Annotated in this window: 22 protein-coding genes and 1 riboswitch; of the genes, 10 read left to right on the forward strand and 12 right to left on the reverse strand. The window is 67.7% G+C overall.

What is annotated here, in order from left to right:
- Positions 1-152: 152 nt before the first annotated feature.
- Together NQ204_RS04140 and NQ204_RS04145 are read left to right on the forward strand one after the other, a co-directional pair.
- On the forward strand, positions 153-557 hold the full coding sequence (locus NQ204_RS04140; RefSeq protein ID WP_256643153.1) for a lysozyme inhibitor LprI family protein: 405 nt from the start codon (positions 153-155) through the stop codon (positions 555-557).
- Positions 558-600: 43 nt separating this feature from the next.
- Entirely contained in the window at positions 601-2,400 is a 1,800-nt protein-coding gene (locus NQ204_RS04145) for a peptidoglycan-binding domain-containing protein (protein ID WP_256643154.1), read from the forward strand.
- Positions 2,401-2,448: 48 nt separating this feature from the next.
- On the opposite strand, the gene NQ204_RS04150 is transcribed toward NQ204_RS04145, so the two are convergent.
- The 4 genes from NQ204_RS04150 to NQ204_RS04165 all read right to left on the reverse strand — a co-directional run bounded on the left by NQ204_RS04150 (position 2,449) and on the right by NQ204_RS04165 (position 7,579).
- Positions 2,449-4,833 (reverse strand): VgrG-related protein, encoded by a 2,385-nt coding sequence (locus NQ204_RS04150; RefSeq protein ID WP_256643155.1) that lies wholly within the window; start codon positions 4,831-4,833, stop codon positions 2,449-2,451.
- 40 nt (positions 4,834-4,873) lie between these two features.
- Positions 4,874-5,473: a lysozyme inhibitor LprI family protein gene (locus tag NQ204_RS04155; protein WP_256643156.1), complete on the reverse strand. Its 600-nt coding sequence runs from the start codon at positions 5,471-5,473 to the stop codon at positions 4,874-4,876.
- A 3-nt stretch (positions 5,474-5,476) separates the two neighbouring features.
- Positions 5,477-6,037 carry a lysozyme inhibitor LprI family protein gene (locus tag NQ204_RS04160; RefSeq protein ID WP_256643157.1) on the reverse strand — a complete coding sequence of 187 codons (561 nt, stop codon included), beginning with the start codon at positions 6,035-6,037 and terminating at the stop codon, positions 5,477-5,479.
- Positions 6,038-6,124: 87 nt separating this feature from the next.
- Positions 6,125-7,579: a SulP family inorganic anion transporter gene (locus tag NQ204_RS04165; RefSeq protein WP_256643158.1), complete on the reverse strand. Its 1,455-nt coding sequence runs from the start codon at positions 7,577-7,579 to the stop codon at positions 6,125-6,127.
- Between the two features lie 208 nt (positions 7,580-7,787).
- Here NQ204_RS04165 and NQ204_RS04170 point away from each other — a divergent pair, with 208 nt between their 5' ends.
- A complete protein-coding gene (locus NQ204_RS04170) occupies positions 7,788-8,768 on the forward strand; it encodes a cation diffusion facilitator family transporter (RefSeq protein ID WP_488192339.1) in 981 nt (326 codons plus the stop codon).
- 109 nt (positions 8,769-8,877) lie between these two features.
- Positions 8,878-9,303, forward strand: a complete 426-nt coding sequence (locus tag NQ204_RS04175; protein ID WP_256643160.1) for an organic hydroperoxide resistance protein — start codon at positions 8,878-8,880, stop codon at positions 9,301-9,303.
- Positions 9,304-9,471: 168 nt separating this feature from the next.
- On the opposite strand, the gene mmsB is transcribed toward NQ204_RS04175, so the two are convergent.
- The 5 genes from mmsB to NQ204_RS04200 are packed head-to-tail and all read right to left on the reverse strand — an operon-like array spanning position 9,472 to position 15,011.
- Positions 9,472-10,362 (reverse strand): 3-hydroxyisobutyrate dehydrogenase, encoded by an 891-nt coding sequence (gene mmsB / locus NQ204_RS04180; protein ID WP_256643161.1) that lies wholly within the window; start codon positions 10,360-10,362, stop codon positions 9,472-9,474.
- Positions 10,359-11,534 (reverse strand): enoyl-CoA hydratase/isomerase family protein, encoded by a 1,176-nt coding sequence (locus NQ204_RS04185; RefSeq protein WP_256643162.1) that lies wholly within the window; start codon positions 11,532-11,534, stop codon positions 10,359-10,361. The genes mmsB and NQ204_RS04185 overlap by 4 nt, the downstream gene beginning before the upstream one ends.
- A complete protein-coding gene (locus NQ204_RS04190) occupies positions 11,531-12,328 on the reverse strand; it encodes an enoyl-CoA hydratase (RefSeq protein ID WP_116864404.1) in 798 nt (265 codons plus the stop codon). Before NQ204_RS04190 ends, NQ204_RS04185 begins: the two co-directional genes overlap by 4 nt.
- Positions 12,325-13,491, reverse strand: a complete 1,167-nt coding sequence (locus tag NQ204_RS04195) for an acyl-CoA dehydrogenase family protein (RefSeq protein WP_256643163.1) — start codon at positions 13,489-13,491, stop codon at positions 12,325-12,327. The genes NQ204_RS04190 and NQ204_RS04195 overlap by 4 nt, the downstream gene beginning before the upstream one ends.
- Before the next feature lie 14 nt (positions 13,492-13,505).
- Positions 13,506-15,011, reverse strand: a complete 1,506-nt coding sequence (locus NQ204_RS04200; RefSeq protein WP_256643164.1) for a CoA-acylating methylmalonate-semialdehyde dehydrogenase — start codon at positions 15,009-15,011, stop codon at positions 13,506-13,508.
- A gap of 114 nt (positions 15,012-15,125) precedes the next feature.
- On the opposite strand from NQ204_RS04200, the gene NQ204_RS04205 reads away from it, so the two are divergent.
- Positions 15,126-16,493 (forward strand): helix-turn-helix domain-containing protein, encoded by a 1,368-nt coding sequence (locus NQ204_RS04205; RefSeq protein ID WP_116864407.1) that lies wholly within the window; start codon positions 15,126-15,128, stop codon positions 16,491-16,493.
- A gap of 183 nt (positions 16,494-16,676) precedes the next feature.
- Here NQ204_RS04205 and NQ204_RS04210 read toward each other — a convergent pair whose 3' ends face one another.
- A complete protein-coding gene (locus NQ204_RS04210) occupies positions 16,677-17,111 on the reverse strand; it encodes a hypothetical protein (RefSeq protein WP_256643165.1) in 435 nt (144 codons plus the stop codon).
- A gap of 44 nt (positions 17,112-17,155) precedes the next feature.
- Positions 17,156-19,036, reverse strand: coding sequence for an RpoH suppressor (locus NQ204_RS04215; RefSeq protein ID WP_343238436.1), 1,881 nt, complete (start codon positions 19,034-19,036; stop codon positions 17,156-17,158).
- Positions 19,037-19,198: 162 nt separating this feature from the next.
- Between NQ204_RS04215 and NQ204_RS04220 the strand changes: the two genes are divergently transcribed.
- From NQ204_RS04220 to pncA, 5 genes are all read left to right on the forward strand, one after another.
- The gene (locus tag NQ204_RS04220) at positions 19,199-20,605 is read left to right on the forward strand and encodes an FAD-binding oxidoreductase (RefSeq protein WP_256643166.1); all 1,407 of its coding nucleotides are present in this window, start codon (positions 19,199-19,201) and stop codon (positions 20,603-20,605) included.
- A gap of 231 nt (positions 20,606-20,836) precedes the next feature.
- Positions 20,837-21,886, forward strand: a complete 1,050-nt coding sequence (locus tag NQ204_RS04225; RefSeq protein WP_305888278.1) for a bifunctional nicotinamide-nucleotide adenylyltransferase/Nudix hydroxylase — start codon at positions 20,837-20,839, stop codon at positions 21,884-21,886.
- Between the two features lie 65 nt (positions 21,887-21,951).
- The gene (locus NQ204_RS04230) at positions 21,952-23,361 is read left to right on the forward strand and encodes a nicotinate phosphoribosyltransferase (protein ID WP_256643167.1); all 1,410 of its coding nucleotides are present in this window, start codon (positions 21,952-21,954) and stop codon (positions 23,359-23,361) included.
- An 80-nt stretch (positions 23,362-23,441) separates the two neighbouring features.
- A riboswitch (cobalamin riboswitch) is annotated at positions 23,442-23,670 on the forward strand.
- 141 nt (positions 23,671-23,811) lie between these two features.
- On the forward strand, positions 23,812-24,483 hold the full coding sequence (locus NQ204_RS04235) for an epoxyqueuosine reductase QueH (RefSeq protein ID WP_116864339.1): 672 nt from the start codon (positions 23,812-23,814) through the stop codon (positions 24,481-24,483).
- 56 nt (positions 24,484-24,539) lie between these two features.
- On the forward strand, positions 24,540-25,166 hold the full coding sequence (gene pncA, locus NQ204_RS04240; RefSeq protein WP_116864340.1) for a bifunctional nicotinamidase/pyrazinamidase: 627 nt from the start codon (positions 24,540-24,542) through the stop codon (positions 25,164-25,166).
- Between the two features lie 13 nt (positions 25,167-25,179).
- Here the strand turns inward: pncA and NQ204_RS04245 are convergent, their stop codons facing one another.
- A complete protein-coding gene (locus NQ204_RS04245) occupies positions 25,180-26,151 on the reverse strand; it encodes a glutathione S-transferase family protein (protein ID WP_256643168.1) in 972 nt (323 codons plus the stop codon).
- Between the last annotated feature and the right edge of the window lie 46 nt (positions 26,152-26,197).

A 26,197-nucleotide genomic window follows, 5' to 3' on the forward strand; every position in this document is an offset into this window, starting at 1 on the left:
CCTGCCTGAAGGCCAGGCCAATCCAGATCCATCATCCTGAGCAACCGGTCACAGTTGTCGCCTTCCGTTGACGGTGTCGGAATGTTGACGCCGCTATAGTCCCGCGCTCGCAATGGATTGGACGTGTGGAGCAGACGATGCAGCACAAGCGTATGAGCAGGACCCTCGCCGCAGCACTGGCCGTGGCCGCCCTGGCCATTGGCACGGCGACCGCGGCACCGGCCGCGACCGGGCTGAGCCCGACCTTCACCGCCTGCAGGGACAAGGCGCAAGGTGCGATCGAGCAGGCCGCGTGCCTGTCGTCGGAAACCACCCGCCAGGACCAGCGCCTGAACCAGGCCTACAAACAGCTGCAGGCCAAGCTGAGCGGCGCGAAGAAGACCAAGCTGGTGAACGCGCAACGCGCTTGGCTGCAGTCGCGCAGCCGCGATGGCGAACTGGAGACCGCGCTGTACGACGATTCGCAGCCGGGCAACCTGCAGAGCGGATTGAACGACGCGATGCGCCTGAGCGCGCGTGCCGACCAGCTCCAGGCCTACCTGCAGCTGCTGGACTGACCTTCGGGAGGGCATGCCCTCCCCCTGCACAAGGATGTAGAAAATGCCTACCAATATCGACACCCACGACCTGGATGCCACCTCCGGCGCGGTGTACTTCGCGGTCGGCCGTGGCACCGAGGGCGGCCCCGCGTCCTACCACCTGGCCATCGCCGGCATCACCCAGGGCGTGAGCGAACCGCACTGGGGCACCGTCAGCCGGGTCGCACAGAACAGCGGCTACAGCCTGGGCGCGATCCAGGTCGACTTCGGCCAGCGTGGCGAATGGGCGCTGGGCGCCATCGACGGCCACGCCCTGAAACCGGGCGAGACCACCTATGTCGATGCAGTGATCGACCAGGCCAGCGCCTACGCCAAGGCGCACAACCTGCCCTTCACCCAGGACCACGCCGACCTGCGCCGCGACCTGCTCAGCCACGGCAATGGCCTCAGCGGGCGCAGCTCGATCGAATTCATCGACACCAACACCCGCGACAGCATCAACGCGTGGGCGGGGTCGGCCGAAGGCAAGCAGTGGATCCACGCCAACATCGATTACCCGCAGGTGCGCAACGCCACCCAGACCGGCATGACGATGGTGGACACGCATGGCAGCAACATCGCCGAGGAAAACCGCTTCGAAGCGATCAGCCTGATCGCCAAGACCGCCAACCAGCTGCCCAGCCAGCTGCCCAAGCTGCAGAAGGTGCTGGAAGAAGGCGGTGACTACGAGGCGCTGCGCGCCAAGGCCGGCCAGATCCGCGAGACCTACCAGTATTTCGATGCGCCCAAGGCCGGTGACATCGCCGTGCGCTACGAGGATGCCTACGCCAACAACAAGGACGCGATGGACCGCGCCCACGCCAAGGTGAGCAGCCGCGACTTCTCGCCGGCCGGCGAGCAGAACGATGCCGACATCCAGGTGGCGCTGGGCCAGATCGGCGCGCCGCGGCAGCAGGCCGCTTCGCAGACGCTGAAGGAGGGCTCCAGCGGCCGCGAGGTGCTGAAGCTGGAAAACAACCTGGTGGCGCTCGGCTTTGCCAGCGCGGATGGCCAGCAGACGCTGAACCCCGACCGCCGCTTCGATGCCACCACCCGTCAGGCGGTGGAGGAATTCCAGCGCGCACACAACCTGGACCCGGTGGACGGCAAGGCCGGCCGTGACACGCTGACCGCCATCGACCGCGAAGCGCGCGAACTGCAGGGCAACCTGGCCGCGCTGGGGCTGACCGATGCCAAGGGCCAGGCCATCGCCAGCGATGGCTACCTGGGCGCTGGCAGCCGCCATGCCATCAACACGTTCCAGCAGCAGCACGGCCTGCCCGCCACCGGCATCGCCGATGCGGACACCCGCCAGGCACTGGCCAGCGAAATGCAGCAGCGGGTGCAGGGTCAGGGTCAGAACCAGGGCCAGAACCAGAACCCTGGACAGCAGACCGCCGCCGATCCGGCGCGCGAGACGGTGTACCCGATGTCCGACCCGCGAAGCCCGCAGAACTGGCTGTACACCGAGACGCTGGTGCAGGTGAAATTCGCCGAGGAAGCGCGCGGGCTGCCGTCCGGCGAACACAGCGAGAAGCTGGCCGCCGCTCTCACCGTGGAAGCGACCCGGGCCGGGATGTGGAAGATCGACCGGGTGGAGCTCAACCAGGATGGCTCGATGGCGCGCGCCGTGCAGGCCAATGCGATGCGCGACGAAAGCGCGTTGAACCGCAATTCCGCACCGGTGTCCACGGCCGAGGCGATGGGCCAGAGCGTGCAGGAAAACAGCGAGCGCGCCCTGCAGGTGAGCGACCAGCAGCGCGAGCAGCAGCGGATCGACCAGCAGACCCAGCAGCACGGCCCGCGGGCCATGATGGCGTAAGCGCACTACAGGCCCCGGGACAGCCCGGGGCCTGTCTTTTCAGCAGCCTTACAGCGCGCGCCCCTTCACCTGGTCTTCCTGCTGGGCCTGCACCTGCGGGTTGAACTGGCTATCCAGCTCGGCACTCTGCCGGGTGCTGGCTTCCACCGACTGCGACACCGCCTGCTGGCGATCGACGAAGGCGCGCTGTGCAGCCGGGTCGCCCACGTTGCCCTGCACCGCGAACAGGCCCGTGCCATCCGGGCGCGCGAGCACATGGTCGATCTGGCGCATGCCGGCAACCTTGCTCTCATAGGCCAGCTGGCCGGCGGCACGTTCGGTTTCCTGTGCGTTGGCAAACAGCGGGCTCAGCCCGGCCTGTGCGCGCTGCTGCTGCAACGCCTGCAGCTTCTCCAGCGCCTGGTTGAAGCGCGGGTTCTCGACATGCCCGGCGTCGCGCATGCTGGCGGGCGTTGCGGGCGTGGCAGGTGCCACCGGCTCGGCACGTGCCGGGGCGGTGGTGGTCTGCGCGCCAGCCTTTACTGCAGCCGGATCCTGCAGGCGCGCCAACGTCAGGCGGCCAGCCTTGCCGTCATCGTCCAGGCCGTTGTTGGCCTGGAACTGCTTGACCGCAGCCAGCGTGTCCTTGCCGAAGATGCCATCGGCGCCCAGCGCTTTGCCGTCGGCGGCGGTGTAACCCAGCGCGGCCAGCCTGCCCTGCAGCGCCTTGACCTCATCCCCCCGCTCGCCCTTCACCAGCATGCCGTCGGCCATCGGCGCCTGCTGCGCACTGCGCGCGGCCTGCGCGGCGGCAGGGCCCTGCGCGTGCACCGTGCCGCCCAGGGTGATGCGGTCGTTGAGCATGTCGCCCAGGTAGCGGCGGTACTGGTCCGGCTCGAGCTCGATGTGGGCGTGCACGGCCTTGGTGCCGGCGTTTGACTGCTTGACCAGCGGCGCGCCGTATTCAACGAAGTCACCGTTCTTGTACGGCGACGATCCAGCCGCACCGTGCATGACCTGGCCAACCAGCTCGCGACGCGGATCGCCGGCCGGGTGGCTGTAGATGCGGATGCCGTTGGTGGGGTCCTTCAGGAACTCCACGTAGCCGGCCACCGGGTTGGGGATCATCACATCGCGGTTGGCCAGGCGGTCGGTCAGGATCAGGTCCTTGCGCACCAGCGGAATGCCGTTCTTGTCGCCGGTGGTGCGGATGTTCTCCATCTCCCCTTCCACCATGCCGGACTGGCGATCGGCCTTGCTGGCATCGCCGGTCCGCACCGCTTCGGCGTTGGTGTTGGGGTGGTGGATCTTCAGCAGGCGATAGGCCTCGTCTCCGCTCATGCCGTGGGCCAGCGTACGATTGCTGGTGACGTTGCCATACGGTTCGACCACGGTGATGCGGCCTCCACCGGGGGAGGCAGCAGCGGCCGCCGAGGCCGGGGCCGGCGAGTGGCTGCGCTCGCCCGCGGGTGCTCGCGCCTGGGTACCAGCGCCCAGCGCGGCCAGCGTATCGCGACCGGCCTTGCCATCTTCCTCAAGCCCATGGGCCTTCTGGAACTGTCGCACCGCGTGTTCGGTATTGCCGCCGAAATCGCCATCGGGATTCAGCGCCTTGCCGTCCTTGCCGGTGTAGCCGGCCTGCGCCAGCTTCTGCTGCAGGGCCTGCACCTCGGCACCCCGCTCGCCCTGCACCAGCACGCCGTCGGCCATCGCTGGGCGCGCGGCATGGCTGCCCCGCGCACGGTGCAGCGGTTCGCCGAACGCCTGTTCGTAGGTCTTGCCCTGGTAATCCTGCGGATGGCGGCTGACCTGCTCGTAACGCGCCAGCCCGACCAGATCCGCCTTTTCATTGAGCGTGCGTTCGCGCAGCGCATTCCATTGCGTGGGTGAACTCTCAAAGTGTCTTTGCACGTTGTCGTGCTTGTAGTCCTGCACCGCGCGCACGATCTGCTCATCACTCAGTTCAGACAGCTTGTAACCATCGCCATAAGCCTCCTTCAGGCCGTTGACGAAGACACCGCGGGTCATGTTCCGGTACTGCACCGACGTGCTCCACAGGGCATCCTGCACCGCGGGGCCACGGCCCTGCAGATCCACCCCTGCGTCCTTCAGGCGCGCAAGCTGCTTGTCGTAGTACTGGTGCTGGATGAAGTTGTGCTGGTCGCGACCGAAGGCACCCGGGTCCCGGTCGGCGATCTCCTTCCAGCGATCGTTGAAGGCCTGGGTGGCCGGCGTCAGGCCACGGAATTCGGCGCCGTAACGCGAGCCCGCCAGGTATTCGTCCACCCCGCCCACTGCGCTGGCGAACTGGTAGGTGCCATAGGAAACGCCGCCATGGTCGCCCTTTCCAGAGGAAATCCAGCCCGGGCCGCGATTGCTGGTTTCGTAGCTTGCGGAAGTCTGGCCGCGGTGCCAGCCGTCCATCGCCTTCTTTGCGTCGGTCACCACGTCCATGCTGCTGGTCTCCTTGCGTTTGGAGGTTCGAAGAGGGGGCTCAGGGTTGATCGGTCGAAGCGTTCAACTGGTCAACGCGGTTGGCCACGCGGTTGATGCGGCAGGACTGTGCGTCCAGCATCTGGCCCTGGCCTTCGGTACCGGGGTCCGACGTGCAGTAACGGTTGGTGTCGGACCACCACGCGGCCTGCGCCTCCATCCAGTCATCCTTGGCCTTGCTGTCCGGGCGGGCCACCTGCTCTGCGACAACCGCCGCCAACCGGTCCTCCTGATAGCGCAGTTCCTCATCGCCACAGGCTTGCAGGGCGGGCGTCGCGCCGCCGGAAGCATTCACACAGGTCGCGTACTGCGGACGCAGCGTCGCCGTGTTGTATGAGTCATCCGGGCGCGGGGCCGGGAAGTCTTCCGCATCGGCGTCGGCCGAGGTGGACGCTCCGGGTGCGGCGAGCGCTGCCGGCGGGGCTGCGGAGGCAGCGTTGCCTGCCTGGGCCGATGCTGCAGGGGCTGCGGCCGTCGTCGCGTCCCCCGTTGTGTCCTCGCAGGCGGTCAGGGCGAAGCTGGTAACCAGCGCAAGGAAGAATGCAGCCGCGTTGGCGGGTAGATGGCGTCGGTTGCACGTAAACAGCATCATTGCCTGCATTGCTCATCTCTCCTTGGAAACGGGATCACTGAAGTGTGGCGCCAGCTCGCGCGAACGAAGCTCGACGGCGCGTTTGGCATACCGGTTGATGCGGCACGACTGTGCATCCAGCATCGGTCCCACGTGGTCGCTGGCCGGTGAACAACGCATGTCGGTGTCTTCGGCCCAGTTCGCCTGCTCGTCCATCCAGCGGTCCTTGGCAGGACCATCGGCGCCACCCATGAGGCGCGCGACCTCGGCCTCCATCTGCTTCCGCTGGTAGGCCAGCTCGCTGGCGTCGCACGCTTCAAGCTGGTCGTCCATGCCACGCGCGTCCCGCACGCACTGGCTGTATGCAGGCCGCAGCACGGCCTGCGCGGGCGCGGTGGCGGCTGCTTCGGTCGATGGCGTGTCGGTCGATGCCGTGGAGGAAGGCGCCTGGCACGCGCCCAGTGCCATGCACAGCATCAGCGCCGTCCAGCGTCGACGGTTCAGGGTCATGTGCTTACGGAAGCGCATTGCCTGCATCACCTGCATCTCCCTGGCGTGGGGCCAGCAGAAGCTGGCCCCGGCGGGGCCGTCCATCGGTCCCCATCACGCCGGCAATCCTACGGCAGCCCGGGTTTCAGGTGCCTGACCGGATTCAGATTGTGTGGGCGCCGTCGCGGTGCCTCAGTGCCCGCCGCGCGCGCCGCCCACCTGCTCGATCAGGGTCTGGCTGGCGGCATTGAGGCCCACCACCGTCACCTGCGCACCATGCCCGGCCAGCTTTTCCTGCGCGCGCTCCAGCGCCGCCACTGCGGTCAGGTCCCACAGATGGGCATCACGCAGGTCGATCTGCACCTTCGGCGCCACGTGCTGGTAATCAAACGCCGCACCGAGCTGGCCGGCCGAGGCGAAGAACACCTGGCCGCGCACGCGGTAGATCTGGGTATCGGCAGTGTCTTCGCGCTGCACATCCAGCATGCGGCCGACCTTGCGGGCGAAGAACAGCGCCGACAGCAGCACGCCGCTGAGCACGCCCTTGGCCAGGTCGTGGGTGGCCACGGTGACCACGACGGTCAGCAGCATCACGGCGGACGAGCTTCGCGGATGGGTGCGCAGGTCACGCAGCGAGCGCCAGCTGAAGGTGCCGATGCTGACCATGATCATCACCGCCACCAGCGCCGCCATCGGGATCTGCCGCACCAAGTCGCTGCCGTACACCACCAGCACCAGCAGCAGCGCGCCGGCCACCAGGCAGGACAGGCGGCCGCGGCCACCGGAGGTCACGTTGATGACCGACTGGCCGATCATCGCGCAGCCGGCCATGCCGCCGAGGAAGCCGGTAACCGTGTTGGCCACGCCCTGGCCGACGCACTCGCGGTTGCGCTCGCTGGGGGTCTCGGTGATGTCCTCGACGATCTGCAGAGTCATCATCGATTCCAGCAGGCCGACCACGGCCAGCGTGGCCGACACCGGCAGCAGGATGCGCAGCGTTTCCCAGGTGAGAGGCACGTCGGGAATGAGGAAGTGCGGCAGGCTGTCGGGCAGCTGGCCCATGTCGCCGACGCTGCGCACGTCCACGCCGAAGCCGATGACCACGGCGGTGAGCACGACGATGGCGACCAGCGGCGACGGCACCGCGCGGGTGATGCGCGGCAGCAGGTAGATGATGGCCAGCGCGGCGGCACACAGCACGTAGACAGTGGGGCCGCGGCCGATCAGTTCCGGCATCTGCGCCAGGAAGATGAGGATGGCCAGCGCGTTGACGAAGCCGGTGATGACCGAGCGCGAGACGAAGCGCATCAGCGAGCCGAGCTTGAACACGCCGGCCAGCACCTGCAGCAGGCCGGCCAGGATGCTGGCGGCGAACAGGTACTGCAGGCCGTGGTCCTTGACCAGGTCGACCATCACCAGCGCCATTGCGCCGGTGGCGGCGGAGATCATGCCGGGGCGGCCGCCGGCGATGGCGGTGACCACGGCGATCGAGAACGCGGCGTACAGGCCGACCTTGGGGTCGACGCCGGCGATCAGCGAGAAGGCGATGGCCTCGGGAATCAGGGCCAGGGCTACGACCATGCCGGACAGCAGATCACCACGGATGTTGCCGAGCCATTGCTGGCGCAGGGGGTAGGACGTTTGCATGGGAAAACTCCGCGCGCACGGGCGTGGGGCCACGTGGCGCTGCAGTGGAAAGACACGGGTTCCTGAGCCGGGCGGGCCGGCTGCCGAGGTGCGGCAAGGGTCAGGGTGGCGTGATCACTGCAGTCGGGAGCCGGTACGTGGGAGGCGCGCAGTCTACGGGAAGCGACCCGGCAGGGGTAGCGCGGGCGGCGGTTGAACGCCGGGTGACATGGCGCGGCCCTACAATCGGGCCATGGTCCTGCCCTCTCCCCGCTTCTTCGACCCCGCCACCGAACAGGGCGTGCTGCGCCTGTCCATCGCCTTCTCGCTGGCGGTTGCACTGGCCGGCGTGGTGTTCGGCCTGCTGGCCAATTCCTCGCTGATCATCTTCGATGGCATCTACGGCCTGATCGACGTGGTGATGACCTGGCTGTCGCTGCTGGTGGCACGCCTGATCGCGCTGTCCACGCAGACCGATGCGCTGCAGTCGCGGCTTAACCAGCGTTTCACCATGGGCTTCTGGCACCTGGAACCGATCGTGCTGGGGGTGAGCGGCCTGCTGATGATCGGCGCGGCGCTGTACGCGCTGGTCAATGCGGTGGATGCGCTGATGTCCGGCGGGCGCCACATCGCGCTGGGCCCGGCCATCGTGTTCGGTGTGGTCTCGCTGCTGGCGGAAAGTGCGTTCGGCGCGTTCGTGTGGCGCGCCAACCGCCGCATCGGTTCGGATTTCATCGCCCTGGACGCGAAGAACTGGGTGATCGCCGCCAGCATGTCGGCCTGCTATGTGGTCGCGTTCGTGGGCGGCGTGCTGGTGCAGGGCACGTCGCTGGCCTGGGTCGGGCCCTATATCGATCCGGCCATCCTGGCGGTGGTCTGCCTGTTCGTGATGGTGGCGCCGCTGGGCACGGTGCGCCGCGCGCTGGCCGGGATCCTGCTGGTGACCCCGCCGGAACTGCAGGCGCACGTGGATGCCGTGGCGCGCGACATCGTGGCCCGGCATGGCTTTGTCGAACACCGCAGCTACGTGGCCCAGGTCGGCCGTGGCGAGCAGATCGAGCTGTTCTTCGTGGTCCGCGAGGACGACCCGCCGCGGCCGCTGGTGGAGTGGGACCAGCTGCGCGACGAGATCGGCGATGCGCTGGGCGAGGCCTCGCCGGACCGCTGGCTGACAATCATGTTCACCACCGACCGCGAGTGGACGATCTAAGTAGATAGGACGATAAATCAAATATTCAGGACGAACTATCACCCATCGTCCTGAAGGACCGGGCAAAGTAGACCCGTCGAAACACCCACCCACTGACCAGGAGCATCCCATGTCCATCGAAAAGGTTCTGTACACCGCCCAGGCCACCTCCACCGGCGGCCGTGAAGGCCGTTCGGTCTCCTCCGACAACGTGCTGGACATCCAGCTGTCGACCCCGCGCGAGCTGGGCGGCGCCGGCGGCCCGGGCACCAATCCGGAACAGCTGTTCGCTGCCGGCTACTCGGCCTGCTTCCTTGGCGCGCTGAAGTTCGTCGCCGGCCAGGCCAAGGTCGCGCTGCCGGCCGAGACCACCGTCACCGGCAAGGTCGGCATCGGCCAGATCCCGACCGGTTTCGGCATCGAAGCCGAGCTGACCATCAACGCCCCGGGTGTGCCGCGCGAGCAGCTGGAGGAGCTGGTGCAGAAGGCCCACGTCGTCTGCCCTTACTCCAACGCCACCCGCGGCAACATCGACGTGACGCTGATCGTTGCCTGATCCGACCCCAAAAAAATGGGCGGATGCCGGTCGAAACCGGGCATCCGCCCATCCCACCTCGGGTGGGCCCCGGCACAAGGCCGGGGACGCATTTGCTTGTGTAGCGCCGAGCCCCTGCTCGGCTGATCCATACAGCCGAGCATAGGCTCGGCTCTACACGTTCAAGCCTTACTTCTCGCTCGTGATGAGCTGCACGACGCTGGAGAAATCCAGCTTGCCGCGACCGGCCTGGTGGTTCATCGAATACAGGTTTCGGGCCACTTCACCCAGCGGGATCGAGGCGCCGACATTCATCGCCGCTTCCACCGCCAGACCCATGTCCTTCAGCATCAGGTCGCTGCCGAAACCGCCGCTGTAGCCGCGCGAGGCCGGCGCGTTTTCCAGCACGCCCGGCCACGGGTTGCACACTTCGGTGGCCCAGCTGCGGCCAGTGCTGACCGCCATCATCTGCGACAGCACCTTCGGGTCCAGACCGTGCGCCACGCCCAGGGCGATGGCTTCGCCGGTGACGGCCATGATCACGCCCAGCGCCATGTTGTTGCACAGCTTGGCAACCTGGCCGGCGCCACTCGCACCGACGTGGAAGATGTTCTTGCCCATCGCCTGCAGCACCGGGCGCGCACGTTCCAGCGCGTCCTCTTCGCCACCGACGATGAAGGTGAGCGTGCCCGCCTGTGCACCGGCGGTGCCGCCGGACACCGGTGCGTCGAGCATCTGCAGGCCACGCGCGGCAGCGGCTTCAGAGACCTTGCGGGCGCTGGCCGGGGCGATCGTGCTGCAGTCGATGACCAGCGCACTGGCCGGGATGTCGGCAAGGATGCCGTCATCGCCGAGGTACACGCCTTCGACGTGGCGGCTGGCCGGCAGCATCGAGATCACCACTTCGGCGTCGGCCAGGGTGTCGCGCGCCGACGGTGCGGCGCTGGCACCGGCGTCGACGGCGGCCTGGACCGCGGCCGGCACCAGGTCGAATACACGCACGGTGTGGCCGTTCTTGACGAGGTTGGCGGCCATCGGGCCACCCATGTTGCCCAACCCGATGAATGCAATGCGGCTCATGCAAGGCTCCTTTCAGCAAGCGGAGTGCCCAGGTCGGCCAGCGGGTGCGCGGCCTCGGCCCAGGGGGAAACAAAGAACGTGTCCGCCCACGCGGCGGTGGCCTCGGCCAGGGTGGCCGGGTTCCACTGCGGGTTGCGGTCCTTGTCGATCAGCAGCGCGCGGATGCCTTCGGCGAAGTCGCCACGGGCGGCGCAGTGCAGCGCAGTGACGTACTCCAGGCGATAGACGCTGGCCAGGTCCTGGCCGGCGCTGCGGCGCTGCAGTTCGAAGGCCAGCCGCGCCGAACCAGGTGCACCGGCAGCGAGGGTCTTCTGTGCGGCCTGCAGCCAGGCATCGTCGGTCTGCAGGTCGCGGATGCGCGCGATGATCGCAGGCAGATCGTCGCCTGCGCACAGCGCGTCGACCTGCGCGGCATTGGCCAGCAGCGGGCCGGTGGCTGCATCGCTGGCATGTGACTGCAGCAGATGATCCAGGCGCTCGTGGTTGTGCGCGGCATCGCCCGACCAGGCCACCTGCAGCAGCGCATCGAACACCGCGCTGCGGCGTTCTTCGGCAACGTGCACGTCAGCCAGGCCGGCGTAGATGGCATCGCCCGGGTTCAGCAGCGCGCCGGTCAGGGCCAGGAACAGGCCGCCCTTGCCCGGCACGCGCGGCAGCAGCCAGCTGCCGCCCACATCTGGGAACAGGCCGACGGTGATTTCCGGGAAGGCCAGCTTGGAGCGCTCGCTGACCACGCGGTGGCTGGCGCCGGACATCAGGCCGATGCCGCCGCCCATCACGATGCCGTGGCCCCAGCACAGGATCGGCTTGGTGTAGGTGTGGATCAGGTAATCAACGCGGTATTCGACGTCGAAGAACTCAGCGGCGTAGTCGTTTTCGCGGATGTCGCCGTGGCCGGCGTTGCGGAAGGCGACCATGGCCTTGTACAGGCTGTGCAGGTCGCCACCGGCGCAGAAGGCCTTTTCGCCGGCACCCTGCAGCACCACCATCGCGATGCCGTCATCGTCGGCCCAGGCGTTCAACTGCTTCAGCAGCAGGTGCGCCATCGGCAGCGAGAAGCCATTGAGCGTGCGCGGCGCGTTGAGCGTGGCGAAGCCGATGCGCGTGCCGTTGCCGGCCACGCGCTCTTCGAACAGCACCGGTGCGTCGTCGGCAACGGTGTCGGTGGTCATGCGTTCTTCCACTGCGCGGCGCGCTTTTCCAGGAAGGCGCTCACGCCCTCGACCTGGTCGGCGGTGTCGAACAGATCGACGAAGGCTTCGCGCTCGGCCACCAGTGCCGAGGCGTGGGTGCCGGTGCGGGTGGACTGCACCAGGGTCTTGCAGGCGGCGATGCTGGTCGGGCTCTGCTTGCCGGCCTTCTTCGCCCATTCCAGCGCCAGCGCCTTGGCTTCGCCCTTGCCGACCTTTTCTTCGGCAAGACCAATGCGCACGGCGGTTTCAGCATTGATGCGCTCGCCCAGCAGGATCATGCGCTTGGCCCAGCCCTCGCCGACCAGGCGCGGCAGGTTCTGGGTGCCACCGGCGCACGGCAGCAGGCCGACGGTGGCCTCCGGCAACGCCACCTGGGCGTGGTCTTCGATGATGCGCAGGTCGCAGGCCAGCGCGCATTCCAGGCCACCGCCCATGGCGTAGCCGTTGATGGCGGCGATGGACACGCCACGGAAGCCGGACAGCGCTTCGAAGGCTTCGCCGAAACGGCGTGCGGCTTCGCGTGCGGCGGCCTTGTCGCCCGAGGCGAACTGGTTGAGGTCGGCGCCGGCGGAGAAGAACTTCTCGCCGTCACCGGTGATCACCAGCGCGTAGATGTCGCGGTCTGCGTTGAGCGCGCCCACCAGGTCGCGCAGCGCGGACAGGCTGTGCACGGTCCAGGTGTGCGCCGGCGGGTTGTGCAGGGTGACCACGGCGGTGTGGCCATCGGCCTCGACCTTCAGGCCCACGTGCTCCTGGGTACGCCAATCCTTCATCGCAGTTCCTCTTCGGTGTTGAGCAGGTGGCGGGCAACGATCACCCGCATGATCTCGTTGGTGCCTTCCAGGATCTGGTGCACGCGGCTGTCGCGCAGCAGGCGCTCGATCGGGTATTCGCGGATGTAGCCGTAGCCACCGTGGATCTGCAGCGCTTCATTGCAGATCTTGAAGCCGGCATCGGTGGCGAAGCGCTTGGCCATCGCGCACCACACGTTGGCATCGCTGGCACCGGCGTCGAGCTTGCGCGCGGCCGAGTGCACCATCTGCCGGGCGGCGACCAGTTCGATGGCCATGTCGGCCAGCTTGAACTGCAGCGCCTGGAAATCGGCCAGCGCCTTGCCGAACTGGCGGCGCTCGCCCATGTAGCGGCGTGCGGCATCCAGCGCGCCCTGCGCGGCACCCAGCGAGCAGGCGGCGATGTTGATGCGTCCGCCGTCCAGTCCCTTCATCGCCAGCTTGAAGCCGCCGCCTTCCTCTCCCAGAAGGTGGCTGACCGGCACGCGGACGTTTTCGAAGGTGATGCCACGGGTGGGCTGGCTGTTCCAGCCCATCTTCTCTTCCTTGCGGCCATAGCTGATGCCCGGCAGGTCTGCCGGCACTGCGATGGCACTGACACCGCCCGCACCGGCACCGCCGGTACGCGCCATCACCACCAGCAGCTCGGTGGCACCGGCGCCGGAGATGAAGGCCTTGGAGCCGTTCAGCACATAGAAGTCACCGTCGCGCACGGCGGTGGTCTTCAGCGAAGCCGCATCGGAGCCGGCGCCCGGCTCGGTCAGGCAGTACGAGGCCAGCTTGCTGCCCGAGGACAGATCGGTGCCCCACGCATCGCGCAGTTCGGCCTGGCCCCACTTGGACACCATCCACGAGGCCATGTTGTGGATGCTGACATACGCCGCAGTCGACGGATCGACGCTGGCGAGCTCCTCGATGACGACGGCGGCGTCCAGGCGGCTGAGGCCGCTGCCGCCGACTTCCGGGTCCATGTACAGACCACAGAAGCCCAGTTCACCGGCCTTGGCGATCGCCTCGCGCGGAAAGATGCCCTCCGCATCCCATCGCGCGGCGTGCGGCGCCAGTTCGGCCTGTGCGAAGTCACGCGCCGCTTCGCGGTACGCCTGCTGCGCTTCTTCCTGGTCCGTCGTCATCGAGTGACTCATGGCTGCTCCTGCCCTTACTTCAGGCTGATGGTGGTGTTGACGCCGTGGCTCAGCGTCTCGTCATCGAACCAACGTGCGGTGACGGTCTTGGTCTGGGTGTAGAACAGCACGACCTGCTTGCCGTACGGGCCCAGGTCGCCTAGCTTGGACGCGCGCGAACCGGTGAACGAGAACAGCGGCACCGGCACCGGGATCGGCACGTTGATGCCGACCTGGCCGACGTCGATGTCTTCCTGGAACCTGCGCGCGGCTGCGCCGGACTGGGTGAACAGCGCGGTGCCGTTGCCGTTCGGGTTGCTGTTGACCATGGCGATGGCCTCGTCCAGCGTTTCCGCTTCGAGGATGACAAGCACCGGCCCGAAGATTTCTTCCTGGTAGATGCGCATGTCGGTGGTGACACCGGCAAAGATGGTCGGGCCGACGAAGTTGCCCTTCTCGAAGCCATCGACCTGCGGCTTGCGGCCGTCGAGCACCAGCTTGGCGCCCTGTTCCACGCCCGAGGCGATCAGGCCTTCGACGCGCTCGCGGGCGCTGCAGGAAATGACCGGGCCGACGTCGGTGCCGGACACAGTGCCGCCGCTGACCTTGAGGGTCTGCGCCTTGGCCACCAGATCCTGCACCCAGTTGCGAGCTTCACCCACCAGCACCAGGGTCGAGGCGGCCATGCAGCGCTGGCCGGCCGCACCGAAGGCGGCGCCGACCATCGCGTTGAGGGTCTGTTCCTTGTTGGCGTCCGGCAGTACCACGGCGTGGTTCTTGGCGCCCATCATGCACTGCACGCGCTTGCCGGCCAGCGAGGCGCGGTTGTAGACGTGGGTGCCGACGCGGGTGGAACCGACGAACGACACGGCCTTGATGTCCGGGTGGTCGCAGATCGCGTTGACCACTTCCTCGCCACCGTGGACGACGTTCAGCACGCCCTTCGGAATGCCGGCTTCCAGCGCCAGCTCAACCAGGCGCATGGTCACCATCGGGTCCTGCTCGGACGGCTTGAGGATGAAGGTGTTGCCCGTTGCAATCGCCATCGGGAACATCCACAGCGGGATCATCGCCGGGAAGTTGAACGGGGTGATGCCGGCGCACACGCCCAGCGGCTGCATGATGCTGTAGGTGTCCACGCCGTTGGCCACGTTGTTGGCCAGCTCGCCCAGCTGCAGGTTGCCGATGGCGGCAGCGTGCTCGACCACTTCCAGGCCGCGGAACACATCGCCTTCGGCGTCGGGCAGGGTCTTGCCCTGTTCGGCGGTGAGGATGTGGGCCAGCTCGCTCATGTTCTCGCGGATCAGCTGCTGGTACTTCAGGAAGATGCGCGCACGGGTGCCGATCGGGGTCTTGCGCCAGGTCTTGAAGGCTTCCTTGGCGGCGGCGACGGCGGCATCCACTTCACCGGTGGTTGCGAACGGCACCTGGGCCAGCACGTCCTGGGTGGCCGGATTGATCACGTCCTGCCAGTGGGAGGTGGCCGATTCAATGAACTGGCCATCGATCAGCATGCGGATACGGGGCGCTGCAACAGTCATGACGACAATCCCACTGGCTCGAAAGATGCTTGGCATTATTCACATCACCCACCTCGATTTCCGGCCTGAATCCGCTTAATCTGGCCAACACGCCAGACGATTCATGTTAATTCTGTGAATTTCCAGCCTTCACAACGCCAGCTGGGCCTGCGCCTGCTGCGGCTGCGCGAGCAGCGCGGCTACAGCCAGGTGGACCTGGCTCGTGCCCTCGGCCTGTCGGCCAGCTACCTGAACCAGATCGAGCGCAACAAGCGCCCGCTGACGCCGGCCGTGCAGAAGAAGCTGGGCGAGGTGTTGGGCGATGTTTCCGCCCTGTTCGACGACGATGAGCCCGCCGCGCTGCAGGAGGCGCTGGGCGAGACGCTGCGCGACCTGGGTCTGGCGGAGGTGAGTGCCACCGAACTGCGGGCACTGGCCGGCAACCTGCCGCAGGTCAGCCGCGCCCTGCTGGACCTGCACCGCCGCCACCTGGCCCTGCGCGAGCATGCCGCTGCGCTGGAATTCCAGCTGGGCGAGCCGGCGGCCGGCAGCACCCTGCCCGCCGGCGACCAGGTGCGCGAGTTCTTCAACCGTATGCACAACCACATCCCCGAGCTGGACGAACTGGCCGAGCGCCTGTTCGCCGAGTGGGGGCTGTCACCGGGGCATGTGGCGCCGCGCCTGCGCCAGCTGCTGGCCGACCGCCACGGCGTGCTGGTGGAAGTGGCTGCGTTGCAGGCCGGGCGCGAGAAGCGGCAGTTCGATGCCGGCGCGCGGCGGCTGTGGCTGCCCGATTACCTGGAACCGGGCCAGCAGGCGTTCCAGATGGCGGCCGAACTGGCCCTGCACGGTTACCTGCCGCAGATCGATGCGGTGATCGCCCGCGCGGGCTTCCACGATGACGCGCGCATCGCGCAGGCGCGGATCGGCCTGTCGAACTACTTCGCCGGGGCGCTGGTGATGCCGTACATGCGCTTCCTGCGTGCGGCCGAGGCCAGCAACTACGACATCGAGCTGCTGGCGCATCAGTTCGGCGTGGGCTTCGAGGCGGTGTGCCACCGGCTGAGCACGCTGGCGCGGCGCAGTGCACCGGGGCTGCCGTTCTTCTTCATCCGCGTGGACCGTGCGGGCAATGTGTCCAAGCGCCATTCGGCGACCGACTTCCATTTCTCTCAGGTGGGTGGGTCGTGCCCGCTGTGGATCGTCTACGAGGCGTTCAACCAGCCGGGGCGGATCCTGACGCAGACCGCGCGCATGCCCGATGGGCGGCGCCACTTCTGGCTGGCGCGGCAGGTAAGCAGCGGGCCGGTGGGGCATGGGCAGCCGCGGAAGACGTTTGCGGTGGCGCTGGGCTGCGACCTGCAGCATGCGGAACGGCTGGTGTATTCGCTGGGGCTGGATGTGCAGAGCCCGGGCAATTCGGTGTCGATTGGGCCGGGGTGCCGGGTGTGCCCGCGGGAGGACTGCATGCAGCGCGCGTTCGCGCAGTTGCCGGGGAGGTAAGGGGTTTTGCAGGGCTGCGCCCTGCACCTGCAGAAGCCTCTAGCCGAAGCAACAGCAACAGCGGACATTCCGTGGGAAGGCGGGGTGGGTGCCGACCGTTGGTCGGCACGCTCTGGCCGTGCGCGAAATGCATCCACGCGTGGCGTGGCTCTACTGGTAGCTGCCAACCTTGGTTGGCACGTTCTAGTCCCAGAACACGGTCAGTACGCGGTGGCCTTCCGAGGGCACGGGAGCGTCGATGTGCTGGCCGTACGGCCAGCCTTCGCCTACGCCGTCGCATTCCAGGCCCTGCAGCCAGCCTTCCACGGTTGCGGCGTCGGCGCGGGTCAGCACGTGCACGTTCTCCGCGGCAGGCCATTCGCTGTCGTCGTCCAGTGCGCTGCCCCAGTCCTGGTGCAGCCCCACGTAGACACCTTCCACTTCCGGCTTTTCAGCAATCGCGGCCAGGCGTGCGTACAGCTCGGCAATCGGCGGGCGGCCGTAGCCCCACTGGTTCGGTGCGATGCACTCTTCGAAATCGTTGCCTTCGAAGTACGCGGCCAGCGGTACCACCGGCAGGTGCTCCGGATCGCGGGCGTCGAGGCGTTCGAGCAGGTCCAGCAGCTGCTGACGGGACATGGGGCGTTCCTTGCAATGGGGGGCCGCGATTGTATCCATCGGGCTCAGTAGATCGGCGTGACCTTCATCTGCGGCAGCGGGCGTGGTGCGCCGTCGGTCAGGTCCGGGCCCAGGTCTTCCCAGGTGCGGCCCTGCTCCACCATCTGCGCCCATAGCTGCTGTGAACCACGGCGCTTGTCTTCCGAGCCCAGCTTGTACGACGGCGGCACGGGTTCGCCGCTGGCGACGATGGAGTACGCCGCGCGATAAGCCAGCACCTGCTGCGCCGGGTCGTCGGTGCGCGCCACTTCCAGCGTATAGCGCTGGTAGGCCGAAGCGAGGTTGCGCCAGCGGATCCAGTAGTGGTTCTCGAACGAGAACGCGCAGAAGCGTGCACCGGCCAGGCTGCCCTTGTCGGCGATGCGGCTCAGCACCTCCTGCGGCATGTCCAGGTTCATGCCGCCTTCGTCGCCCTGCAGGCTCACATGCACGATGCGGTCGCGGTAACCCGGTGCACGCGCCTGCAGCAGGTCGCGCCAGTTCTGCATGGTCGCCACCACCGCGAACAGGAAGCGACCCAGCTCGGCCGCCGCCAACGGCGTGGCAATCGACTGGTAGTGCCGCTGCCAGCCATGGCGGTTCTCGGTGGGAAGGACAACCGCGCGCTCCAGTGCCTGCTGGCCGGTGGCGCCGTGGCTGACATCCTCGGCGTTCTGCGGATAGACCAGGTTGATGGCGAAGGTCGGCCAGCGTGGCATCGCCGCGTCGAACAGGTGGATGGGGAAGTTGCTGCTGATGCCGCCATCGGAAAACCAGCAGATGCGGAAGGCGGTGATGACCGGGCCGCAGGACTGGCCGGCACTGGTCAGCCCTTCCATGCTGTCGGCCACGTTGTGTTCGGCATCGGCCGCGGCCGCGGCCGGCGACGGTTCGCAGCGGCGCTCACGACGCGCCGGTTCATGCAGCGGCACCGCGCTGATCAGCAGCGGGAAACTCAGGCTCATGCGGGTGGCCACCAGCACCGGCAGCTGCGGGCCCTGCGGCAGGTGGTGATACTGCCGCCCGTCCGCCTCCACCGGCGCACCGGCGTGGTCGACCAGCCACTGCACCACGCTGGCCGGGAACAGCTGCTCGAACTCCTCGCGCAGGAACCAGAACTGCGCGCCGCCCAGCGGCAGCGTGCGCGGTTCGTTGTGCGACACGCAGGTGGTGATCATCTGCAGGCTGATCGCATGCGGGCTCTCCGGCTCGCCGGCATAGCGCGGTGCGTCGTGCAGGTCCGCGAAGGTCAGCGGCGCATCCAGCGACTTGCCGGCCAGCTGCTGCAGGCTGCGGTGCAGCCATTCGGTCAGAGCCGGTGTGCGTGCATCGCGGCCCAGGCCGCTGCACAGGCCCAGCAGGTTGCGTCGCGCCACCCGCGCCACCCGCAGCGCGGCACCGGCCACGCCGGCACCATAGGCGCACAGCAGCGACGGCAGCAGGGTGGCCGCCACACCGCTCCAGCCGCCACCCCACCAGCCCAGGCCGAGCAGCAGCGCCAGCGACACCAGCACTTCCAGCGGGGCGATCTCGAACACGGCCACCGCCAGGCACAGCAGCTTGCGCGGCCAGCCGTAACCACCGGTCAGCGCGACCAGCAGCCGGTAGGCCGCCCGCGCACCGCGCGCCGGCTGGAACAGGCTGTAGATGAAGCCGCGCCGCGACAGCTGCGCCGACACCACCGACAGGCCGCCATAGCCGGCGTCGTCGGCCAGGTGCTCGCCGGCCTGCTGGCGGCGATCGCCATAGGCCGCCGCTGCCGCCACCGCCGCGGCAATGGCGCCGGCCGAGGTGCCACCGATGCTCTTGAACCGATAATCGCGGGCCAGCGTCAGTACCGCATTGGGGTACACGATGCCGCTGGTGATGCCGCCCTTCATGACCAGATCGCAGTACTTGTCTGCCACTACCCTGCCCCCGCTGACTGTGCCTGAGATGCCACCCGACGCTACGGATGCAGTATGACGCGAAGGGTTCTCACAGCCTGAGAACCCGCCCACGGAAGGCCTACTGGCCACTCCCGCCGTGCCGGGGCACACTGCGCCCAGGACACTCATGCAGGGATTGCCATGACCACCCGTCGCGCGTTCATCGCAGGCTGTGCCGCCGCCACTGCCGCCAGTGCCTGTACCCGGCGCGGCACGCCCGTGGCCAACGACATCAGCCAGCTGGAACCTACCGACGTGGCCGCGGTGCGGGCCGTTGCCGAAACGGCCGACCTGCAGGCCGCCCTGCAGCAGCACCGGGGCACGGTCTGCGTGGCCGGCGGCCGCTACAGCATGGGCGGGCAGACCAGTGCGGCCGGCGCCCTGCAGCTGGACCTGACGCCGAGCCACCGCCTGCTGTGGCTGGACGTCGCGCGCAAGGCGGTGCGCGTGCAGGCCGGCATGCGCTGGCGCGCGCTGCAGGAATGGCTGGACCCGCACAACCTGTCGGTGAAGGTGATGCAGAGCTTCAGCAATTTCACCGTCGGCGGTTCGGTGTCGGTGAACTGCCATGGCCGCTACGTCGGCAGCGGCAGCATGGCCTCCACCGTGCGTGCGCTGCAGGTGGTGCTGCGGTCCGGCGAGGTGGTCGAGACCTCGCGCACGCAGCACCCGGAGCTGTTCGCCGCGGTCATCGGGGGCTATGGCCTGATCGGCGTGGTCAGTGAAGTCGAGCTGGACCTGGCCGACAACGACCGCATGGCGCGGCACATGGAGCGGGTGGCGCTGGCCGATTACCCGCAGTGGTTCCGCGAGAACGTGGCGTCGCGCAGCGATGCGTTGATGCACAACGCCGACCTCATTCCGCCGCGTTTCGATGCACCGGTGACCGTGACCTGGCGGCGCAGCACTGCAGCGCTGACCGACACCCGGCGCCTGATACCGCGGGGTGCCAACTATGTCCACGAACAGAACATGATCTGGGCCGTCACCGAACTGCCCGGCGGCCCGCAGCTGCGCGAGAGCTCGGTGGTGAGGCAGCAGATGGCCGAACCGCGGGTGATCCATCGCAACCTGGAAGCGAGCCTGGATGTGGCCTCGCTGGAACCCCGCATGCGCGCGGTGTCGACCTACCTGCTGCAGGAATACTTCATCCCCGTGGGCAGCTTCCAGGCCTTCGCCACGCGCATGTCCGCGATCCTGCAGCACCACCGTGTCGACGCACTGAATGTATCGATCCGCCACGCCCCCGCTGATACGACCGCATTGATGAAGTGGGCGAACGAAGACGTGTTCTGCTTCGTGCTGTACCACAAGCAACGACGGCACCCGTGGGGCGACACGATGTCCACACGCTGGACCCGCGCATTGATCGACGCGGCAGTGGAAAGCGGCGGCCGGTATTACCTGCCCTACCGCCCGCACGCCACACGCGAGCAGTTCCAGCGCGCGTACCCGCAGTGGAACGCATTCGTTGAACGCAAACGCCAGTACGACCCGCAGATGCAGCTGGTGAACCACCTCTGGCAGCGCTACCTCGCAGCGCCTTAGCAGCGCACACGAGCAAGCGGCGACCGAGCTTACAGGGACGTACTTGCAGCGTCTCCCTCAACCGGCCCCCCCCGCCAACCCACGGATAGCAGGCTCCTGCTCTGGCCTCGGCAGGTGCAGGGCGCAGCCCTGCCGGCAACCCCCACACTTGACCCCCACAACCATCGGCGTAGCATCTGCACCAAGCCAAGGGACAGACCCGCGGCTGCCACAACGACATGAGGGATTCTCATGGAATTCGACTATCTCGTCTTCATCGGGCGTTTCGAGCCCTTCCACAACGGCCACGCCGCCGTTGCCCGCCTGGCCCTGAGCCGGGCCCGCAAGCTGATCTTCCTGGTCGGCTCTGCCGATACCCCCCGCAGCCTGCGCAATCCCTGGACCGTGGCCGAACGCGCCGTGATGATCCAGGCCGCCCTCGATGGCAACACCCAACGCCTGCTGATCCGCCCGCTGCGCGACCACCTGTACAACGAAGCGCAGTGGATCGCCAACGTGCAGCGCCAGGTCGCCGAAGCCCTACGCAACGACGGCGCCGCCGCCGATGCCAAGGTCGGCCTGATCGGCATGGACAAGGACGCCTCCAGCTACTACCTGCGCGAATTCCCGCAGTGGCCACTGGTGGACGTGCAGCACACGGCCACCCTGTCGGCCACCGAGCTGCGCCGCTACCTGTTCGAAGCCGGCGACGTCGACTTCCACGGTGCGCTGCTGATGCTGCGTGGCAACGTGCCGGCGCCGGTGTACGACATGCTCGAAGCCTTCCGCAGAAGCGCACCGGCCTATGGCCAGCTGGTGGCCGAGTACCGCTTCATCGAACAGTACAAGGCCGCCTGGAAGGACGCGCCCTACGCGCCCACTTTCGTCACCACCGATGCGGTGGTAGTGCATTCGGGCCACGTGCTGCTGGTGCGCCGCCGTTCGGAACCCGGCAAGGGCCTATGGGCTCTGCCCGGTGGATTCGTCGGCCAGGAACAGAGCCTGCTCGACAGCTGCCTGCGCGAACTGCGCGAGGAAACCCGGCTGAAGATCCCGCTGCCGGTGCTGAAGGGTTCGCTGAAGAGCCAGCAGGTGTTCGACCACCCCGACCGAAGCCAGCGCGGCCGCACCATCACCCACGGTTTCCACTTCGAATTCCCGGCCGGTGAACTGCCGGCGGTGCGCGGCGGCGACGATGCCGACAAGGCGCGCTGGATTCCGGTGAGCGAAGCGCTGGAGATGGGCCCGCAGCTGTTCGAAGACCACCTGCACATCCTGGAGTATTTCCTCGGCCGGGGCTGACCCGACCGGCTTTCCCCACCGGCGGATAGACCGCCGGTGTCACTCGACGCGAAGGAGCTTCCGTCATGCATTACCTCGATAATCTTCTCCTCGACACCGACAGCTACAAGGCCAGCCACTGGCTGCAGTACCCGCCGGGTACCGATGCCACGTTCTTCTACGTGGAATCGCGCGGCGGCCTGCACGACCGCACGGTGTTCTTCGGCTTGCAGGCGATCCTCAAGGACGCCTTGGCACGGCCCATCACCCACGCCGACATCGACGACGCCGCCGCGGTGTTCGCCGCGCATGGCGAACCGTTCAATGAAGCCGGCTGGCGAGATATCGTCGACCGCCTCGGCGGCCACCTGCCGGTACGCATCCGCGCCGTGCCCGAGGGCAGCGTGGTGCCCACGCACCAGGCGCTGATGACCATCGAATCGACCGACCCGGCCGCGTTCTGGGTGCCCTCGTACCTGGAAACCCTGCTGCTGCGCGTGTGGTACCCGGTCACCGTGGCCACCATCAGCTGGCATGCGCGGCAGACCGTCGCCGGCTTCCTGCAGCAGACCAGCGACGACCCGCAGGGGCAGCTGCCGTTCAAGCTGCACGACTTCGGCGCACGCGGTGTGTCGAGCCTGCAGTCGGCCGCGCTGGGCGGTGCCGCGCACCTGGTCAACTTCCTCGGCACCGACACCGTCTCGGCGCTGTGCCTGGCCCGCGCGCACTACCACGCGCCGATGGCCGGCTATTCGATTCCCGCCGCCGAGCACAGCACCATCACCAGCTGGGGCCGCGAGCGCGAAGTGGATGCCTACCGCAACATGCTGCGCCAGTTCGGCAAGCCCGGTGCGATCGTCGCAGTGGTGTCGGACAGCTATGACATCTACCGCGCGATCAGCGAACACTGGGGCACCACCCTGCGCGATGAAGTGATCGCCTCGGGCGCGACCCTGGTCATCCGCCCCGATTCGGGGGACCCGGTGGAGGTGGTGGCCGAGAGCCTGCGCCGCCTGGACGAGGCCTTTGGCCATACGATCAACGGCAAGGGCTACCGCGTGCTCAACCACCTGCGGGTGATCCAGGGCGATGGCATCAACCCGGACACGATCCGCGCCATCCTGCAGCGCATCACAGGGGACGGCTACGCTGCCGACAACGTGGCCTTCGGCATGGGCGGTGCCCTGCTGCAGCGGCTGGATCGCGATACGCAGAAGTTCGCGCTGAAGTGCTCGGCCGCGCGGGTGGACGGTGCGTGGATCGACGTCTACAAGGACCCGATCACCGATGCCGGCAAGACCAGCAAGCGCGGTCGCATGCGCCTGCTGCGCCGGCTGGACGACGGCAGCCTGCACACGGTGGCGCTGCCAGCCAGCGGTGACGACACGCTGCCGGCCGGCTTCGAGGATGCGATGGTGACCGTGTGGGAGAACGGGCGGTTGCTGTACGACCAGCGCTTGGAGGACATCCGCGCGCGGGCTGCTGCGGGACGTTGACGGCGTCTCCGGGGTCGGATCCCGTTGCAGCGCAACGGGCTCCGACCCCACTGCCTCTTGACCCACGCCGGCAACGCGTCCACCGTGGGCACGCCGAAGGTATCCCTGCCGTCGTTGCGACAACGGCAGGGATTTGAATGGGAATCCGGTGAAGGCGCCTCGCGCGCCCATTCCGGAGCTGCCCCGCAGCGGTGAATGGAAACGAATCCTGCCAACAGCACTGGGCTCGCGCCTGGGAAGCGGCAGGTAGTAGGTGGGCTGCGGCCCGTGTCCATCAGCCCGAATACCGGCCCCGGCCGGGGGACACGACCGTCCCCTGACTCGACCTGGAATCTCCGCGGGGAGGTTGCCGGGGCCAATGTCGTCCTGGGCGTGCAGGCGGCGTGGCCGCGCGCGTCCTGTTCACGGTTTCCGGCCAGACCCGTTGCCCACGCCCAGATGCACCCGACGATGACCGAGTTCCAACGCCCCGCCCTGTCCCTCCCCGCCGACGGCAAGCGCCTGCTGCTGCATTCGTGCTGCGCGCCCTGCTCGGGCGAAGTGATGGAGGCGATCACCGCCTCCGGGATCGACTACGCGATCTTCTTCTACAACCCCAACATCCACCCGGTGAAGGAATACGAGCTGCGCAAGCAGGAGAACATCCGCTTCGCCGAGCAGCACGGCATCCCCTTCATCGATTGCGACTACGACACCGACAACTGGTTCAGCCGTGCGCGCGGCATGGAAAACGAGCCCGAGCGCGGCATCCGCTGCACGATGTGCTTCGACATGCGTTTCGAGCGCACCGCGCTGTACGCGCATGAGCACGGCTACGACACCATCAGTTCGTCGCTGGGCATTTCGCGCTGGAAAAACATGGCGCAGATCAACGACTGCGGCGTGCGCGCGGCATCGCGCTACGAAGGCCTGCAGTACTGGGAATACAACTGGCGCAAGGGCGGCGGTGCCAGCCGCATGGTGGAGATCAGCAAGCGCGAACAGTTCTACCAGCAGGAGTACTGCGGCTGCGTGTATTCGCTGCGCGATGCCAACCGCCACCGCCGCGAAACCGGTCGCGAGCGCATCAAGATCGGCCTGCTGTACTACGGCCAGGATGCTGAAACGCCGCAAGGCGATTGACGTGCGCGCGGGGGGCGGCCACGCTGGTCGCCCCTTCTGCTGTGCTGGACCCTGCCATGACCGCCCTGCCCGCCGATGTCGCCCTGCTGGTGATCGACCTGCAGCCGGACTTCATGCCCGGTGGCGCGCTGGCCTGTGACCAGGGCGATGCGCTGGTGGCGCCGGTTGCCGAGCTGCTGGCGCAGCGCCGCTACCGTACGGTGGTGGCCACGCAGGACTGGCACCCGGCCGACCACGCCTCCTTCGCCAGCCAGCACCCCGGCACGCGCTCGTTCGAGAGCATCCTGCTGCACGCGCAGCCGCAGACCCTGTGGCCGGACCACTGCGTGCAGGGCAGCGACGGCGCCGCGCTGCACCCGGGCGTGGACTGGACCGTGGCCGACCTGATCCTGCGCAAGGGCACCCGCCAGCAGGTGGATTCGTACAGCGCGTTCCGCGAGAACCATGGCCCGGAGGGCGAGCGCCCGCCGACAGGCCTGGCCGGCTGGCTGCATGAGCGACGCATCTGCGAGGTGCATGTGTGCGGCCTGGCGCGCGATTACTGCGTGCTGTGGAGCGCGCAGGACGCGGTGAAATCCGGCTTCCGGGTGAAGTTCCTGTGGGAGCTGACGCGGCCGGTGACCGAAGCCAATGACGCGATGGTGCGTGAGGCGCTGGGCAAGGCGGGGATTGCGATCCTTTGATCGATGGCCGCCTTCACAGCTGCGCGGGCGGCAGATCCCTCAACCGTGCCGGCCCCTTCGCGACGATGCCGGACGGGTTCAACTGGCGATGGCTCTGGTAATAGTGGTGGGTGATGTGGTGGGCATCCACCGTGCGGGCGACCGCAGGCATCGCCAGCATCCGCTGCAGCAGCCCGTTCAGACCGGGGTAGCTGGCGATCTGCCGCACATTGCATTTGAAATGGCCGTGGTAGACCGCATCGAACCTCAGCAGCGTAGTGAACAGGCGGATATCGGCCTCGGTCATTCGACCACCCACCAGCCACGGCGACTGCTGAAGCTGCGCATCAAGCATGTCCAACGTTTCGAACAGCGGCCCCACGGCCTCGTCGTAGGCCTGCTGGGTGCTGGCGAAGCCTGCCTTGTAGACGCCGTTGTTGACCGCCTCGTAGACGCGTGCGTTGATCGCATCGATGTCCGCACGCAGGGCTTCAGGGTAGTAATCACCGGGCAGCGCACCGTGACCGTCAAATGCCTCGTTGAACATCCGCAGGATGTCGGCCGATTCATTGCTGACGATGCTGCGCTGCTCGCGGTCCCACAGCACCGGCACGGTCACCTTGCCGGTCATGCCCGGCTTCGCGGCGGTGTACAGGTGATGCAGGTATTCCGCCTGCAGTTCCGGGTCGGGTATCACGCCGCGCCCTGGCTGGAACGTCCAGCCCTGGTCACCCATGTACCAGTGCACTACCGATACGGGCAGCACTGATTCCAGACCCTTGAGCGCGCGCATGATCAGGGCACGGTGGGCCCAGGGGCAGGCCAGGCTGACATACAGGCGGTAACGCCCGGATGCGGCCGCATGCCCTGGCTGGCCCTGCGGCCCAGGCCCGCCATCGGCTGTCAGCCAGTGGCGGAACGTGGATTCCTCGCGGTGGAACTGCCCATCCTCGCCGGCGGCACCTGCGGTGCCGACCTGCCAGACGCCATCAACGAGCTGGCCCATGCCGGTGCTCCCTCTGCTGCAGAACCGATACCGTAGCGCGTGGAGC

This window comes from Stenotrophomonas testudinis (assembly GCF_024499815.1).
Classification (GTDB): domain Bacteria; phylum Pseudomonadota; class Gammaproteobacteria; order Xanthomonadales; family Xanthomonadaceae; genus Stenotrophomonas.

What these genes read in the sequence shown, in the direction of transcription:
- NQ204_RS04140 (WP_256643153.1), top strand. Translation starts at nt 153, where the DNA reads ATGAGCAGGACCCTCGCCGCAGCACTGGCCGTGGCCGCCCTGGCCATT.
- NQ204_RS04145 (WP_256643154.1), top strand. Translation starts at nt 601, where the DNA reads ATGCCTACCAATATCGACACCCACGACCTGGATGCCACCTCCGGCGCG.
- NQ204_RS04150 (WP_256643155.1), bottom strand. Translation starts at nt 4,833, where the DNA reads ATGGACGTGGTGACCGACGCAAAGAAGGCGATGGACGGCTGGCACCGC.
- NQ204_RS04155 (WP_256643156.1), bottom strand. Translation starts at nt 5,473, where the DNA reads ATGCAGGCAATGATGCTGTTTACGTGCAACCGACGCCATCTACCCGCC.
- NQ204_RS04160 (WP_256643157.1), bottom strand. Translation starts at nt 6,037, where the DNA reads ATGGACGGCCCCGCCGGGGCCAGCTTCTGCTGGCCCCACGCCAGGGAG.
- NQ204_RS04165 (WP_256643158.1), bottom strand. Translation starts at nt 7,579, where the DNA reads ATGCAAACGTCCTACCCCCTGCGCCAGCAATGGCTCGGCAACATCCGT.
- NQ204_RS04170 (WP_488192339.1), top strand. Translation starts at nt 7,788, where the DNA reads ATGGCGCGGCCCTACAATCGGGCCATGGTCCTGCCCTCTCCCCGCTTC.
- NQ204_RS04175 (WP_256643160.1), top strand. Translation starts at nt 8,878, where the DNA reads ATGTCCATCGAAAAGGTTCTGTACACCGCCCAGGCCACCTCCACCGGC.
- mmsB (WP_256643161.1), bottom strand. Translation starts at nt 10,362, where the DNA reads ATGAGCCGCATTGCATTCATCGGGTTGGGCAACATGGGTGGCCCGATG.
- NQ204_RS04185 (WP_256643162.1), bottom strand. Translation starts at nt 11,534, where the DNA reads ATGACCACCGACACCGTTGCCGACGACGCACCGGTGCTGTTCGAAGAG.
- NQ204_RS04190 (WP_116864404.1), bottom strand. Translation starts at nt 12,328, where the DNA reads ATGAAGGATTGGCGTACCCAGGAGCACGTGGGCCTGAAGGTCGAGGCC.
- NQ204_RS04195 (WP_256643163.1), bottom strand. Translation starts at nt 13,491, where the DNA reads ATGAGTCACTCGATGACGACGGACCAGGAAGAAGCGCAGCAGGCGTAC.
- NQ204_RS04200 (WP_256643164.1), bottom strand. Translation starts at nt 15,011, where the DNA reads ATGACTGTTGCAGCGCCCCGTATCCGCATGCTGATCGATGGCCAGTTC.
- NQ204_RS04210 (WP_256643165.1), bottom strand. Translation starts at nt 17,111, where the DNA reads ATGTCCCGTCAGCAGCTGCTGGACCTGCTCGAACGCCTCGACGCCCGC.
- NQ204_RS04220 (WP_256643166.1), top strand. Translation starts at nt 19,199, where the DNA reads ATGACCACCCGTCGCGCGTTCATCGCAGGCTGTGCCGCCGCCACTGCC.
- NQ204_RS04225 (WP_305888278.1), top strand. Translation starts at nt 20,837, where the DNA reads ATGGAATTCGACTATCTCGTCTTCATCGGGCGTTTCGAGCCCTTCCAC.
- NQ204_RS04230 (WP_256643167.1), top strand. Translation starts at nt 21,952, where the DNA reads ATGCATTACCTCGATAATCTTCTCCTCGACACCGACAGCTACAAGGCC.
- NQ204_RS04235 (WP_116864339.1), top strand. Translation starts at nt 23,812, where the DNA reads ATGACCGAGTTCCAACGCCCCGCCCTGTCCCTCCCCGCCGACGGCAAG.
- pncA (WP_116864340.1), top strand. Translation starts at nt 24,540, where the DNA reads ATGACCGCCCTGCCCGCCGATGTCGCCCTGCTGGTGATCGACCTGCAG.
- NQ204_RS04245 (WP_256643168.1), bottom strand. Translation starts at nt 26,151, where the DNA reads ATGGGCCAGCTCGTTGATGGCGTCTGGCAGGTCGGCACCGCAGGTGCC.